The 13,782-nt window shown below is 65.6% G+C and carries 17 protein-coding genes; 13 read left to right on the top strand and 4 right to left on the bottom strand.

Going from position 1 to position 13,782, the window contains the following annotated elements; genetic code table 11:
* Positions 1-56: 56 nt before the first annotated feature.
* Complete coding sequence (locus R4P95_RS13945; protein WP_213576100.1) at positions 57-533, top strand: VOC family protein; 477 nt, start codon at positions 57-59, stop codon at positions 531-533.
* A gap of 38 nt (positions 534-571) precedes the next feature.
* Entirely contained in the window at positions 572-973 is a 402-nt protein-coding gene (locus tag R4P95_RS13940) for a VOC family protein (protein ID WP_317744153.1), read from the top strand.
* On the opposite strand, the gene aztA is transcribed toward R4P95_RS13940, so the two are convergent.
* Positions 970-1,635: a zinc ABC transporter ATP-binding protein AztA gene (gene aztA / locus R4P95_RS13935; protein ID WP_317744154.1), complete on the bottom strand. Its 666-nt coding sequence runs from the start codon at positions 1,633-1,635 to the stop codon at positions 970-972. The two genes, R4P95_RS13940 and aztA, sit on opposite strands and share 4 nt — an antisense overlap.
* A 19-nt stretch (positions 1,636-1,654) precedes the next feature.
* Here aztA and aztB point away from each other — a divergent pair, with 19 nt between their 5' ends.
* The 4 genes from aztB to aztD all read left to right on the top strand — a co-directional run bounded on the left by aztB (position 1,655) and on the right by aztD (position 6,009).
* Complete coding sequence (gene aztB / locus R4P95_RS13930; protein ID WP_213576097.1) at positions 1,655-2,509, top strand: zinc ABC transporter permease AztB; 855 nt, start codon at positions 1,655-1,657, stop codon at positions 2,507-2,509.
* A 42-nt stretch (positions 2,510-2,551) separates the two neighbouring features.
* Positions 2,552-3,814 (top strand): ABC transporter, encoded by a 1,263-nt coding sequence (locus R4P95_RS13925; RefSeq protein WP_317744155.1) that lies wholly within the window; start codon positions 2,552-2,554, stop codon positions 3,812-3,814.
* Positions 3,811-4,734: a zinc ABC transporter substrate-binding protein AztC gene (gene aztC, locus R4P95_RS13920; protein ID WP_317744156.1), complete on the top strand. Its 924-nt coding sequence runs from the start codon at positions 3,811-3,813 to the stop codon at positions 4,732-4,734. Before R4P95_RS13925 ends, aztC begins: the two co-directional genes overlap by 4 nt.
* Positions 4,735-4,800: 66 nt before the next feature.
* Positions 4,801-6,009, top strand: coding sequence for a zinc metallochaperone AztD (gene aztD, locus R4P95_RS13915; RefSeq protein WP_317756785.1), 1,209 nt, complete (start codon positions 4,801-4,803; stop codon positions 6,007-6,009).
* Between the two features lie 57 nt (positions 6,010-6,066).
* Here aztD and R4P95_RS13910 read toward each other — a convergent pair whose 3' ends face one another.
* Positions 6,067-6,510 (bottom strand): carboxymuconolactone decarboxylase family protein, encoded by a 444-nt coding sequence (locus R4P95_RS13910; protein ID WP_317744159.1) that lies wholly within the window; start codon positions 6,508-6,510, stop codon positions 6,067-6,069.
* A 141-nt stretch (positions 6,511-6,651) separates the two neighbouring features.
* Between R4P95_RS13910 and R4P95_RS13905 the strand changes: the two genes are divergently transcribed.
* A complete protein-coding gene (locus tag R4P95_RS13905; RefSeq protein ID WP_109334021.1) occupies positions 6,652-7,020 on the top strand; it encodes an MmcQ/YjbR family DNA-binding protein in 369 nt (122 codons plus the stop codon).
* Here R4P95_RS13905 and R4P95_RS13900 read toward each other — a convergent pair.
* Positions 7,004-8,353: a TIGR01777 family oxidoreductase gene (locus R4P95_RS13900; RefSeq protein WP_317744160.1), complete on the bottom strand. Its 1,350-nt coding sequence runs from the start codon at positions 8,351-8,353 to the stop codon at positions 7,004-7,006. The two genes, R4P95_RS13905 and R4P95_RS13900, sit on opposite strands and share 17 nt — an antisense overlap.
* Positions 8,354-8,410: 57 nt before the next feature.
* On the opposite strand from R4P95_RS13900, the gene R4P95_RS13895 reads away from it, so the two are divergent.
* Positions 8,411-9,898: an SDR family oxidoreductase gene (locus R4P95_RS13895; protein WP_213576091.1), complete on the top strand. Its 1,488-nt coding sequence runs from the start codon at positions 8,411-8,413 to the stop codon at positions 9,896-9,898.
* Here R4P95_RS13895 and R4P95_RS13890 read toward each other — a convergent pair.
* Positions 9,877-10,500: a lipocalin family protein gene (locus R4P95_RS13890; RefSeq protein ID WP_317744161.1), complete on the bottom strand. Its 624-nt coding sequence runs from the start codon at positions 10,498-10,500 to the stop codon at positions 9,877-9,879. The genes R4P95_RS13895 and R4P95_RS13890 overlap by 22 nt on opposite strands.
* A 210-nt stretch (positions 10,501-10,710) precedes the next feature.
* Between R4P95_RS13890 and R4P95_RS13885 the strand changes: the two genes are divergently transcribed.
* From R4P95_RS13885 to R4P95_RS13865, 5 genes are all read left to right on the top strand, one after another.
* On the top strand, positions 10,711-11,379 hold the full coding sequence (locus tag R4P95_RS13885; RefSeq protein WP_213576089.1) for a fasciclin domain-containing protein: 669 nt from the start codon (positions 10,711-10,713) through the stop codon (positions 11,377-11,379).
* Positions 11,380-11,695: 316 nt separating this feature from the next.
* A complete protein-coding gene (locus tag R4P95_RS13880; protein WP_213576088.1) occupies positions 11,696-12,274 on the top strand; it encodes a sigma-70 family RNA polymerase sigma factor in 579 nt (192 codons plus the stop codon).
* On the top strand, positions 12,267-12,992 hold the full coding sequence (locus R4P95_RS13875; protein WP_213576087.1) for an anti-sigma factor: 726 nt from the start codon (positions 12,267-12,269) through the stop codon (positions 12,990-12,992). The genes R4P95_RS13880 and R4P95_RS13875 overlap by 8 nt, the downstream gene beginning before the upstream one ends.
* Before the next feature lie 65 nt (positions 12,993-13,057).
* Positions 13,058-13,279 carry a hypothetical protein gene (locus R4P95_RS13870; protein WP_213576086.1) on the top strand — a complete coding sequence of 74 codons (222 nt, stop codon included), beginning with the start codon at positions 13,058-13,060 and terminating at the stop codon, positions 13,277-13,279.
* Positions 13,276-13,767: a Clp protease N-terminal domain-containing protein gene (locus R4P95_RS13865; RefSeq protein ID WP_317744163.1), complete on the top strand. Its 492-nt coding sequence runs from the start codon at positions 13,276-13,278 to the stop codon at positions 13,765-13,767. The genes R4P95_RS13870 and R4P95_RS13865 overlap by 4 nt, the downstream gene beginning before the upstream one ends.
* The last annotated feature ends 15 nt before the right edge of the window (positions 13,768-13,782 follow it).

Here is a 13,782-nt window from a genome sequence, read left to right as displayed (position 1 = left end):
ATGTGCGTGGTCCATATCGGTGAGGATTGATCGAAATCACCCGAGAGGACCACGCCATGAAACCCATCACCCCTTGCCTCTGGTTCGACGACCGCGGTGAAGAGGCAGCAAAGTTCTACACCTCCCTCTTCCCGAACTCGCGAATCACCGACGTGACCTATTACGCGCCCGGCACACCCGGCCCCGAAGGCAAGGTGATGACGGTGTCCTTCGACATCAACGGGCAGCCGTTCACCGCACTCAACGGCGGCCCGCAATTCACGTTCAGCGAAGCCATCTCGTTCGAAGTGAGGTGTAAGGATCAAGAAGAGGTAGACCGATACTGGGCGGCTTTCACGTCAGACGGTGGCGAGGAAAGCCAGTGCGGGTGGGTGAAGGACCGCTTCGGAGTCTCCTGGCAGGTGGTCCCCGATCGCCTGTACGAGTTGATGAGCGACCCCGACACCGCCGCGGCCCAGCGCGCAGTCCAGGCGATGCTCCAGATGCGCAAGTTGGACATCGCCGCACTCGAGAAGGCGTTCGCGCAGCCGTGAGCTCCGGCGAGAAGAGGTGACGAGAAGGGGATGACGCCGTGACCGCACAGCGCAAGACACACATCAACGGGGTGCATACGGTGGCCGTGCCTGTCACCGATCAGGACAGGGCCCTCGAATTCTACGTCAGCACACTCGGTTTCGAACGCCGCATGGATGCCGAGTTCGGCGAGGGGCAGCGCTGGGTCGAGGTGGCACCCCCAGGATCAGTCACCTCCATTGCCCTGGTTCCGGAACGTGAGGGCGCACCGGCCGGCGTCGAGACCGGCATTCGGCTGTCCACGGCGGACGCCGACGCTGATCATGCGACTCTCGCAGCGCACGGTGTCGATGTGGACGCGGAGGTCATGCGCCTCGGCGACTACGTACCGCCCATGTTCTATTTCCGCGATCCCGACGGCAACCGCCTCGTACTCGTCGAGCTTCCACGAGAAAACTAGGCAGACACAGAGAACTTCCCGGACACAGTGGCGTCCGTCGGCACCTGAAGAGACCCGGCCGTCAACGTCAGCGTGCGACCGGCGCGCTCGGCATCGAGCAGTTCGTGGGTGGCCACCACGACGATGGCACCTCGTGCGGCTTCTTCGTCGATCACGTCGTTGATCACGGCGCGGGCCTGCGCATCGAGTCCGGTGGTCGGCTCGTCGAGGAGCAGTAGGTCACCGCGTTGCACGAGCGCCTGAGCGAGCAACGCGCGTTGCCGTTGACCGCCCGACAACGCACCTACTTGCCGCGCAGCGATATCCGTGATGCCGAGCCGCGTCAACGCGGCCTCCACAGCTTCGCGGTCGTCGGGGGTGAGGCGGCGCCACAGTCCCCGCCGCTGCCACGCGCCCATGCCGACGAGCTCGCGCACCGTGAGGGGCAGGTTGTCCCCCACCGCCGTGCGTTGTGGCACGTAGGCGACGCGCCGCCCGCGAAGGCCGTCGATGCTTCCGGACGTGGGGCGCAGGATGCCGGCCAGTGCGTGGAGCAGCGTCGACTTGCCGGACCCGTTGTGCCCTATGAGCGCGGTAACCGTCCGCTCGGTGAAGGATGCGCTGACACGGTTCAGCGCCACGGCGGTCCCGTATCGCACGGTGAGTTCGCTTACGACAATCATTATCGCTTAGGTTAGCACCATGCAGTGGCTACTCGATCCGTTCATGGTGTCTTTCGTTCGCCGGGCGCTGTTCGCCGGGATGCTGGTCTCCGTTCTGTGCGGGTTGGTGGGCACCTGGGTGGTGGTACGCGGAATGGCGTTCATGAGTGAGGCCATCTCCCACGGGATGTTGCCCGGCGTGGCGGTCGCGTACCTCGCGAGCGCCAACCTCGTCCTCGGCGCAGCCGCGAGCGCGGTGGTGATGATCCTCGGCGTTTCGTGGGTGTCGAAGAATTCCCGGCTGTCCGAGGACACGGGCATCGGTCTGCTGTTCGTCGGCATGCTCGCGCTCGGTGTGGTCATCGTCTCGCGGGCACGATCGTTCGCGGTCGATCTCACGGCGTTCCTGTTCGGGGATGTGCTGTCGGCAACGTGGAACGACCTGATCTGGCTCACCGCAGCCGTTGTCGTCGCAGCCCTGATCTCCGTGGTGGCCTATCGGCCGTTCGTTGCCCTGGTCTTCGACGAACGCAAAGCACACACACTGGGACTGCGCCCACGGTTGGCGCACCTGGCGCTGCTCGCCCTGGTGGTCCTCGCCGTCGTAGCGTCGTTCCGCATCGTCGGAACATTGCTCGTCTTCGGACTCCTGGTTGCGCCGTCCGCCACCGCGGCACTCTTCGGCCGCTCGCTTGTCGCAACCATGGGTCTGGCCGTGCTGCTCGGATGGTCGGCCACAGTCCTCGGACTGATCGTGTCGTGGAATGCCGACACCGCCGCGGGCTCCACCATTGCCGGACTGGCCGTGCTGCAGTTCTTCGTCGCCGTACTCATCCGAACTGCAGTGATGCGCCTTCGTGCAGCGAGTTCGCCCGCGCCTGTGCCGATTGGCTAGCCTATCAGTAATGATTATCGTTATTAATAGATGGAGTGCATAGTGCAGAACACGACACTGGTACGCGCAGCGATCGCCACGTCGATCACCGCGCTGGTATTGACCGGGTGCGGCTCGGACGCGACGGGCGAGACCGCGCCCACCGGCCAGACCAGGCCGGGCAGCGACCTCGCGGCCGAAGCAGGAGCCACCGAGGTAGAGGGGCCCGAGCCACGACTGGTCGTCGCAGACGCGCTGTCCGGCCGTGTCGACGTCCTCGATCTCACGACCGCCGATAAGGTCCATTCGTTCCAATTCGACCATCCGACGGTCCTCACCACGGTCAAGGACCGCTACGCGTTCGCAGTCGATGCATCGGGCGGCACCGTGCATGTGGTCGACGCCGGATCATGGACCATCGACCACGGCGACCACAACCACTCCTACACCAAGGCCCCCATCGAGATCGGCAAGCTGACCGGCGAACGGCCGGGAGCCGTCGTGATCGGTGACGACAAGGTCGCCACATTTTTCGATGCCGACGGCCGCGCCGACGTGATCGACTTCGCGCAGCTGCGCAAGGACAGCGCCGAGGTCGGCGAGGTCGTGCCGTCCGCATCTGCGCACGCCGGGATGGTGATACCCGTCGCCGATCGCTACCTCGTCTCTCGATCGGGCACCGGCGCAGGGGCTTTCGCACCGGCTTCGTTCGAGCTCCGCAACGCGGACGGCCGGGTGGAGACGGTATTCGACGTCGCGTGCCCGGCGGCGAACGGACACGCCGTCTTCGACTCCTACGCGCTCGCGGCGTGTGACGACGGAGTCTTCCTCGCACGTGTCACCGGCGGACAGTGGACGGCGGAGAAGATTCCGTACCCGGAAGGCATCGGACCGAGCACCCGCCCCACCGCGTTCCGGGGGACCGACGGAACGCCCCTCCTGGCCGCGACAGCGGGATCACCTACCGCCAATGACGGTGTGCTGCTGCTCGATCCACTGACCCACCACTGGACCCACGTTCGGACGCCGACCGCGGCGCTCGACGTGAACCTGTCCGGCGACGGCCACTCGCTCTTCGCCGTCCTCGCCGACGGCACCTTCCGGGTGTTCGACGCAGCGTCCGGGGCGGAGACGGCATCCGCCTCGGTCCTGACCGGCGACAAGCTGCACGAGTCCGCAACGATCACCGTCGGCGGCAATCGCGCCTACGTCACCGACCCGGAAGCGAAAGCCGTGATAGAGATCGACTATCGAGACAACGCACGAATAGCACGCAGGCTTGATGTCGGGATCTCCGCCTCCTCGGTCAGCGTCGTGGGTTCATGACGGCGACGTTGCGGCGCCTGGTGCCGCTCGGTCTTCTGCTCGCGCTCACCGCCTCGGCCGTCACCGCGTGTACCTCCTCCGCCTCCGATGGCCCGTTGGTGGTGGTGACGACGAACATTCTGGGCGACGTGGTAGAGAACGTCGTCGGGGATCAGGCCGACGTCATGGTGCTGATGCCGAGGAATGCCGACCCACACTCGTTCGAGATCTCGGCGCCGGAAGCCGCACGGGTGGACAGCGCCGATCTCGTCGTATCCAACGGACTCGGACTCGAAGCGGGACTGGGAAGCACTGTAGAAGCTGCCCGGGCCGAGTCGATCCCGATTCTCGAGGTCGGTGAGCGTGTGCGGCCCATCGAGTACGGCACCGGGCAGTCCTCGGGCTTACCGGACCCACATATCTGGACCGATCCGGACCGCATGCGCGAAGCTGTCGCCCTTGTTCGCGACGCGGTCATCGAGCACGTGACCGGTGTGGACGCACAGGTGATTCGAGATCGATCCGATAACTACTCGGGTCAACTCGAGGAGCTGACCGAGCGGATGACGTCTCGGTTCGCAGGCATTCCGGAAGAGCGCCGCACACTGGTCACCAACCACCATGTATTCGGCTATCTCGCAGAGCGATTCGATTTCGAGGTGGTCGGCGCCGTCATTCCGAGTGGGACGACGCTGGCGTCACCCAGCGCTTCTGACCTGTCGCAACTCGCCGCCACCATCACTTCCGCGAAGGCACCGGCAATCTTCGTGGATTCGTCACAACCGAATCGGCTCGCCGAAGTGCTGGCTTCGGAGGCGAGGTTGCCCGTCGCCGTCGTTTCCCTGTTCACCGAGTCACTCGGGGACGTGGGGTCGGACGCCGGGACCTACATCCAGATGATGGACTCCAATTCCATGACGATCAGCCGGAGCCTGGCGTAGTGACACATCGCCACATGCACATTCATGGCTTTGACAATCATTTGCGATAAGGAGTACTTCTCATGGGTGACTCTTTTGCGTAGATCTCCCCTGCCCGCGGCCGTCGTTGCTCTAGGACTCTCGGCTGCGCTCTTGACCTCCTGCTCTTCCGACTCGGCAGACGCTGCCACCGACAACGCAACGCGCACCGATTCGGCGACGCCCCGCCTCGCGTTGAGCTACGACGGAGGTGTTCTCGTGCTCGACGCGAAGACACTCGATGTCGTCGGAACCGCCGAGATGGATGGGTTCAACCGCCTCAACCCGGCGGGTGACGGCCGGCATGTACTGATCAGCACGGGCAGCAGTTTCACCGCGCTCGACACCGGAACCTGGACAGACGGCGACAGCCACTTCGTCAGCGATCCGGCTGTCACGGACATCTCGTTCGATGCGACGACGCCCGGGCACGTGGTCCGGCACGACGGCAAAACGGTGCTGTTCGACGACGGAACCGGCCTGGTGCGCGTCTTCGACCCGGCAAAGCTCGCCGATGGTCTGCCCGAGACCACCGACTACACGACACCGGAAGCGCACCATGGTGTGGCGGTCGAGCTGTCGGACGGCAGCATGCTCACCACGGTGGGCAACGAAGACGAGCGGACCGGCATCGTCGTACTCGACCGCGACCGCAAGGAGATTGCGCGCAACGAGGAGTGCCCCGGCGTACACGGCGAAGCCGTGGCGGCGGACGAAACCGTGGTTGTCGGTTGCCAGAACGGCCTGCTGATCTACCGTGACGGCGTCATCACCAAGGTGACCAGTCCCGATCCGTACGGACGCATCGGCAACCAGGCCGGGGACGAGAATTCCCCGATCATCCTGGGCGACTACAAGACCGACCCGGACGCCGAGCTCGAGCGTCCTCAGCGTGTCAGCCTGACCGACACCACCACCGGACAGCTGACGCTCGTCGACCTCGGCACCAGCTACACGTTCCGTTCCCTCGGCCGCGGTGTGCACGGTGAAGCGCTCGTCCTGGGTACCGACGGCGCACTGCACGTGATCGATCCCGCGGCCAAGACGGTGACCCGTACGGTGCCGCTGATCGACCCCTGGACCGAGCCGGAGCAGTGGCAGTCGTCTCGGCCCGCCCTGTTCGTGCAGGACGGCACGGCCTACGTGACCGATCCGGCGAAGAACAGGATCCACGCGGTCGACCTCGAGTCCTGGACCGTGTCCGATTCGGCCGATCTTCCGCAGACGCCGAACGAGATCACCGGCGTCACCGGCTGACGCAGTGAAGGCGTGTCGGATTCGGACCCGCGAGGGGTGGGTCCGAATCCGATACCGTCACGACGCGTCGGTTGTGCCCGCGAGCGGACCGAGTTCCTCGTCGAGGGCTTCCTGCACCACAGTCATCGCCGACAACCCGGCGGGGGCACCGCAGTAGGCGCTGGCGTGAATGACCGCCTCCACGATCTCCGTGCGTGTCAGACCGTTCCGGAGAGCTCCGCGCACATGCCCTTTCAGCTCACCGTGCGCCCGCAGTGCGATCAGCATGCCGAGGTTGAGCAGGCTACGGCTGCGCCGATCCAACCCTGGCCGGTTCCATACAGCCCCCCAGACGTGTTCGCTGACGAATTCCTGCAGAGATTCGCTGTCGGTGCCGGCAGTGCGGGTGAGAGCCCGCTCGACGAAATCGGCGCCCATCACCTCGCGGCGCACTGCCAGCCCCGTCTCGACTGCGGGACTTCGACCACCACCGGTCGGGCCGGCCGGTTCTGCTTCGGTCATCGGTTCACTCCTGTTCCGGTGCCTCGATCGTCACCACCGTCACTCTACGAACTCCCACCTGCCGTGCTCGCATCACCTGAGCGATGTCGGTGCGGCCGGATATAACGGAACCCGACAACCCGAGGAAGTGTGGGAGCTGCGATGCCGACCGAGCACGAGGTGCGCACGATGATGCTGGCTCTGCCAGAGGCACACGAGGTGGTGGTTGCCAACTGGGGTGACCAGCCGACCTTCCGGGTGCGCAACAAGATGTTCGGTCTGGTCGGGTACGGCGCGCCCACGGTGTGTCTGAAAGCCACCCTCGAAACCCAGACCGCCCTTGTTCAGGAAGATCCCGAGGTGTTTCTCGTGGCGCCGTTCTTCGGGCGCTGGGGGTGGATCGACGTGGTTCTGGAGGCGGTGACGTCGACCGAACTGGCGGAGCTGGTCGAGGAGGCGTGGCGCCTCACCGCCCCCAAACGCGTCGTCGCCGCGTACGACAAGGAACGGGGTGCTACTCCCCTGTCGTGAATCGCCCGAGCTGATGCCGCAGTGCACTTTCGAGATCGGGGCGCCGGAACCGGTGCTCGCGCGCGAGAAGCCGTCCCGGGACAACTCGCTGATTCGCGAGGGCCAGTTCTCGGGCCCCTTGCTCACCCAGGAGTAGTTTGGGTCCGAAGTCGGGCACCGGCAGGAACGCCGGCCGGTGCAGCACCGACGCAAGTGCCGCCGTGTACCCCTCGTTGCGCACGGGGTTCGGCGCGACGGCATTCACCGGACCGGTCAAGCGCGTGTCGACGACGGCCCGGTGGTAGATGTCCACCAGGTCGTCGAGGTCGATCCACGACAACCATTGCGTACCGGCACCGAGCCGGCCACCGAGTCCCACTTCGAAGAGTGGCCGCTGTAGCCGCAGGACACCACCTTTCGGAGATTGGACGATACCGGTCCGCACGGCCACCACCCGCGCGCCCGCATCGGAGGCTGAAGCGGTTGCACCTTCCCACTCCGCCACCGTGTCGGCGAGGAAGCCGTCACCACGCTCGTCGTTTTCGTGCAGGAGCTCGTCGCCGCGGTCCGGACCGTAGTAGCCGATCGCCGACGCAGTGACGAAGACCTTGGGGCCGTCGGCGGTGGAGGCGATCAGCTCTGCCAGCCGCCGAGTGGGTTCGATGCGGCTGTCCCTAACGGCACGGCGGTGGCTGTCGGTGAAGCGGCCCGCAATGGACGCGCCGGCGAGGTGGATCACCGCGTCGACGCCCGCGAGGAGATCGGCGGCCGGAGCGGCCGGGTTCCAACGCCGCTCGTCCCGGGTCCGCGGCGTGCGGCGCACCAAGCGGACGACCCGGTGCCCTCCCGTGGCGAGGAACGCGGTGAGGGCCGAACCCACCAAGCCCGAACTACCGGTCACCGCGATCGTGCGGGAACCCGGCGTCAGGGTCGATGCCCACTGGTGGCGGGCCATGTCGTCGGCGACCTGACGATGCCGGTAGAGGAACGTCGAGGCCAGGAAGCGGCCCGGGACGGCGGTGTCGACGCGGTCGGTCATCCGGGTCTCGTGTTCGGATACGACCTCGAACGTGTGCGTGTGCCGCCACGGCACCAGCAGCCGCATCGGGAGCGCCGCCGAATAGTCGACGAACTGCCGCGGCGGGTCGTACCCGGCTGGGTCGTGTCGGGCTGTCCACCGCAGGCCGCCCGGCAAGCGCAACACCGCCCGCCCCGCCTTCAGGGATTCCGCTTCCTCGTCGAGCGACAGCGGCTGCCACGGCGGCGACAACCGAGTGAAGGCCCCGGGTCTCGTATGCCACGCGAACAGCTCGTCCCGCGCGGATCGGATCACGCTCGAATGCACGATGCCCATCACTCGACCCTAGCGTTGATCGAGCGGGGCGGCACCCATGACGGGTAGCGTATGGGAATGACACAGTTACGCGTACTGGTCACGGGTGCTACGGGATACATCGGTGGACGCCTCGCACCCCGACTGCTGGAAGCCGGATATCAGGTGCGGGTGCTGGCACGTTCCCCCGAGAAGCTGACCGATGTTCCGTGGGCATCGGACGTCGACATTGCTCGCGGCGACCTGAGCGATCCCGAATCCCTTTCTGCCGCTTTCGCGGACGTGGATGTCGTCTACTACCTCGTCCACTCCATGGGCGGCCCGGACGAGTTCGAGAAGGCGGAACGGGTCAGCGCGGAGAACGTCGCTCGAGCCGCCCACACGGCCGGGGTGGGACGCATCGTCTATCTGGGCGGGCTCCATCCCGATTCCGCGGACCTGTCTCCGCACCTCCGTTCTCGGACGGAAGTCGGGAAGATCCTCACCGAGTCCGGCGTGCCCACAATGGTTCTACAGGCCGGGGTCGTCATCGGATCCGGTTCGGCCTCTTTCGAAATGATCCGTCACCTCACCAACAGACTCCCCGTGATGACGACGCCGCGGTGGGTGAACAACAAGATCCAGCCCATCGCCGTTCGCGACGTCCTGCACTACCTCGTCGCGGCAGCGGAGGCCCCGTTACCGCGCAGCCGCGCCTACGACATCGGCGGCCCCGACGTGATCCGGTACGGCGAGATGATGCAAATCTATGCGGAGATCGCCGGACTGCGGCAACGCAGAATTCTCGTCCTGCCCGTGCTCACACCGAAACTCGCCGGTTTGTGGATAGGACTGGTCACCCCCATACCGCGTTCGCTGGGCCGGGCACTGATCGAATCACTGCACAACGATGCCGTCGTCGGCGAGCACGACATCGACGACGTGATCGCACCACCCGCGGCAGGGCTGACGTCGTACCGTGACGCCGTTCGATTGGCGTTGCGGCGCATCGACAACGGTGAGGTCGAGACCACCTGGGCAAGCGCCTCCCCCGTGGGTGCCCCATCTGATCCGCTCCCCTCCGACCCCGACTGGGCCGGTGAGGTGGTCTACACCGACGAGCGCAGCAAGGAGTGCGCTGCGGATGCGCACATCCTGTGGAGCGTCGTCGAAAGTATCGGCGGGGAAAACGGATGGTACTCGTTTCCGCTGGCATGGTCGGTGCGTGGCTGGCTCGACCGGATCGCCGGCGGTGTCGGGCTCACCCGAGGTCGTAGAAATCCGAAGCAGCTCAATACCGGTGATCCACTCGATTTCTGGCGTGTCGAGCATATCGAGCGTGGTTCGCTGTTGCGGCTGCGCGCGGAGATGCGGGCTCCCGGCGGCGCCTGGCTCGAATGGCGTGTCCGCCCCGTCGATCAGAACTCGTCACGGTTGGAACAACGCGCCATCTTCTTCCCGAAAGGGCTGGCGGGCCGGATGTATTGGTACTCCATCCTTCCGTTCCACGGGATCATCTTCCGGGGAATGATGGAGAACATCACCGGCGCCGCCGCCCGCCTCGGTCACACGGTGCAGAGGGGTTGAATGTTGTCTCGACCTCCGGTGGTCGGTGAGGTCAGCAGCAGGCAGGAGTTGTAGCCCCGCGATTCCACCACCTGGCGGATCTGCTTCCAACCGGAATCATCGACCGCAGGAGTCCGCGACAGGACGAAACCAGACGTGCGCGCCGGATCGCCGACCAGTGCCCACGAATAGTCGTCGGCGATGTAGGTCACCACATAGTTGGTAGGACCGTCGGGTCCGCTCTGAAACGGTACCGAGGGGAAACTCACGTGCAACTGTGCGTTGGTGACGGGATCGTTGACGCGCGCGTTCCCTTCGATGTCGCTCGTTCCTCCCGCCCACGTCGTGCAGGAGTTCGACACGCTCACATTCGTGGAATCGCGCACTCCGTAGACGGCTCTGGTGTCGCGCGCGCAATCGAGGTTGAACGGTTGCGGTACCGCTGCCAGTTGGTACCAGGTGCCGGCATACCGCTCCACGTCGAGGCCGGCGACAGGGGCCAGCGCCCCAGGAAACTCCGCCTGCCCCATCGGTTCTGCCTGCGCCGGGCCCGCTGCAAGCAACACAGCGGCGGCAGCGGTCGCGAGTCCGACGGCACATCCACACTTTGTCGAAACGCCCATGTCGAGCCCTCTTCCGGTGATCGAGTTCGCGGTGACACGCACACCCCGAAGAGAGGGCTGCGCGGCACCCTTGCGGAAGGAATTCGACGCCGCCTCGCCACCGGATGGGTTGGATACCAAAATAAAAAGCGGACCCATCCGCTTCGCGAACCGCTCCGAATGGCTGTCGATGGTGCGCAACCGCACCCACATCGGAGAGAGGCAATTTCCATGAACATCACCACACGGGTACTGGCAGTCGCAGCGAGCACGTCCTTGGTGTTGCTGGGTGCAGCATGCTCCTCGGACGACAGTGACTCGTCGAGCACTGCCGGCGCCGCAGACACCATGACTTCCGAGTCGAACTCCGGCTCCGGAGCCACTACTTCGTCCGCGATGGCCGACCCGGCCGCCAACCTGGTGGGTCCCGGTTGCGCCGAGTACGCCAAGACCGTGCCCGAGGGCGCAGGGTCGGTCAACGGAATGGCGCAGGATCCGGTGGCCACCGCCGCTTCGAACAATCCGCTGCTCACCACGCTCACCGCGGCGGTCTCGGGACAACTCAATCCGCAGGTCAATTTGGTGGACACCCTCAACAGTGGACAGTTCACGGTCTTCGCGCCTGTGGATGCCGCATTCGCCAAAGTCGATCCCGCCACCATCGAAACGCTGAAGACCGATTCTGCTCTGCTCACCAAGGTGCTCACCTACCACGTGGTGCCCGGGCAGATCGCACCGGACGACATCGATGGCGAGCACGCCACCGTCGAGGGCGGTTCCGTCACCGTCACCGGTTCGGGTGACGACCTGAAGGTCAATGACGCCGGCGTGATCTGTGGTGGCGTGCAGACCGCCAACGCGACGGTGTACCTGATCGACTCCGTCCTGATGCCGCAGTAATTTCCGGCTCACCCATCACACACAGATACCGGTGGTACCGAATCTCGGTGCCGCCGGGTTTGTGCGTTGAAGGAAGGGGCCAGAGGACCGGCCACAACGATGTATTCCATTGGGCACGAGTCGATCCGGCAATCCATGGCCACTTCAGCTTCGAATCACTGATATGGAATTCGGTTTCGCCACAGCGACGAGGCACGTGCGCAAGCGCTCATCGTTCGACGCGGCAACCCGATTGCTGGAGAGGTCGACGTCCCCGACCTGGTCGCACAGGCCGCAGGCTGGGATTAGGCTCAAGTTCGATGAACGGACAAGGCCGATGACCGGCGTCGACAGGGCCACGGAGAACGTGACGCTGACGGCTTTGCTCGCGCAGATTGCCGCGGGTGAAACCGAAGCGTTCACCGTCTTCTACGAACGCACGAGCGCGCGCGTGTTCGGCATGGTGTTGCGCGTTCTCCGCGACCCCGGCTACAGCGAGGAAACCACCCAAGAGGTGTATCTGCAGGTCTGGAAGTCCGCAGCAAGCTTCGACCCCCGCCAGGGCTCACCGCTGTCGTGGCTGATCACCTTGGCGCACCGGCGTGCGGTTGATCGGGTGCGCTCCGAGCAGTCGGGCACCGACCGGGAATCGACCTACGGCGCGGCGAGCTACTACGGCCCGTTCGACGCCGTGTCCGAAGAGGTTGCCCGTCGTGGTGACAAGAATGACGTCATCGACTGCCTGGGCACTCTCACCGAGATCCAGCAGGAGACCGTCGTCCTGGCCTATTACGGCGGACTCACCTACCGCGAGGTGGCAGAGCGGTTGTCCGTGGCCCTGCCCACCGTGAAATCGCGGATCCGAGACGGATTGAGAAGGCTCGGGCAGTGTTTGGGGGTGCAGGTCGATGGATGAGTCCACCAACCCTCTGTTCGATCTCGCCCCGGTATACGCCCTCGACGCGGTCGACGACGTGCAACGGCGCCAGATCGACGCCGCGGTGCGGGACGCTACGCCCCAGGTTCGCGTCGAGTTCGCCGACGCGGTACGGGGCGTCCGGGAAACGATGGCCGCACAGTCCGCGTCTACCGCAGTGGAACCACCCGCCCATCTGATCGGCCGCATCCTCGGGTCACTGCCCGCCGCGACCACCCCGGTGTCGCTCGACGGCGCGCGCAGTCGACGCCGCAACCGGCTGATCGCCGCGCTGACAGCGGCGGCCGCGGTGGTCGTTCTCGCGGTCGGCGGTGTGACCGTGGTGCAGCAGTTCCGCGAAGATTCCACCGAGCCCGTTCCCGCCCAGATTCTGGCGGCCGACGACGTCCGCACGGCGGTAGCGCCCATTGCCGGTGGTGGTTCGGCCACGGTCGTCTTCTCCAAGGACGTCGACGCGGGTGTCCTGGTGATGAATGATGTCGCTCCGCCTGCTCCGGGCTCTGTTTACCAGATGTGGCTCCTCGGTCCCTCCCACGAACCGGTGTCAGCGGGGATCATGGACGCTGGCGCCGTGTCTCCGTCTACGACGGCCGTCGTCACGGGCATCGACGAGTCGACGGCCCTCGGGTTCAGTGTGGAGCCGCCCGGCGGTTCGCCTCGACCGACCACAATCTTCGCGACGATCAACCTCGCCTGACCACAACTCCACCGTCCTATCAACAAAGGTTGACGGAGTCGCATCATCAACATAGGTTGACAGCTGTGGGTGACGATCTGGATCCGGATACCGCGTTGGCTGCCGTGGTGGCACTTCGACGTCAGGCGGATCAACTGGAGCGCAAGGCAGTGGAGCTGGCTCTCGCTTCCGGCTGGACCTGGTCGGCGATCGGCCAGGCTCTCGGAATTTCAGGGCAAGCGGCACACAAGCGCCTGGGCCCCGGACGCAGAGAAACAGGCAACGCGAAGAGGAGAGGCACACGATGATGCTGACCCGCGGATGGCGCGACATGCGGTCGATGAAACGGCTGTTCGCCGAAGCCGAAGCCGAAGCCGACCGGCTCGGTGACCGGGAGCCCGGTGCGGAACATCTCTTATTGGCGTCTTTTTCGTTGCCGGACGGCACTTCTCGTCGAGTGTTCGAGCATCTGGGGTCCGACCGGGACGCTCTGCGCGAGGCCATTACCCAGGTGCACCGTGACGCACTCGCTGCAGCAGGAATCGGTGACACCACCTCCGTCGACACGGCGCTGCGCCGGCCCCGTTCCGGCCCCCTGCATCTGTCGGCACCGGCGCGCGAGGCCTTCCGCGAGGCGACAGCGGTGGCGAAGGCGGGACGTCGACCGTTCACCGGGGCGGACATCGTCCGCGCGGTAGCGGGAGTCGAACACGGCACGGCGGCCCGCGCCCTGGAAATTCTGGGTCTCGAGCGGTCCGACGTCATCGATGCCGCCCGGGCCGAGGCTCGGACCTGACCAGCACCGCGCGAT

This window comes from Rhodococcus sp. IEGM 27 (genome assembly GCF_033142305.1).
Lineage (GTDB): Bacteria > Actinomycetota > Actinomycetes > Mycobacteriales > Mycobacteriaceae > Rhodococcus_F > Rhodococcus_F oxybenzonivorans.
Note: the sequence above shows the minus strand (reverse complement) of the source record. Positions and strands in the feature narration are given on the sequence as shown.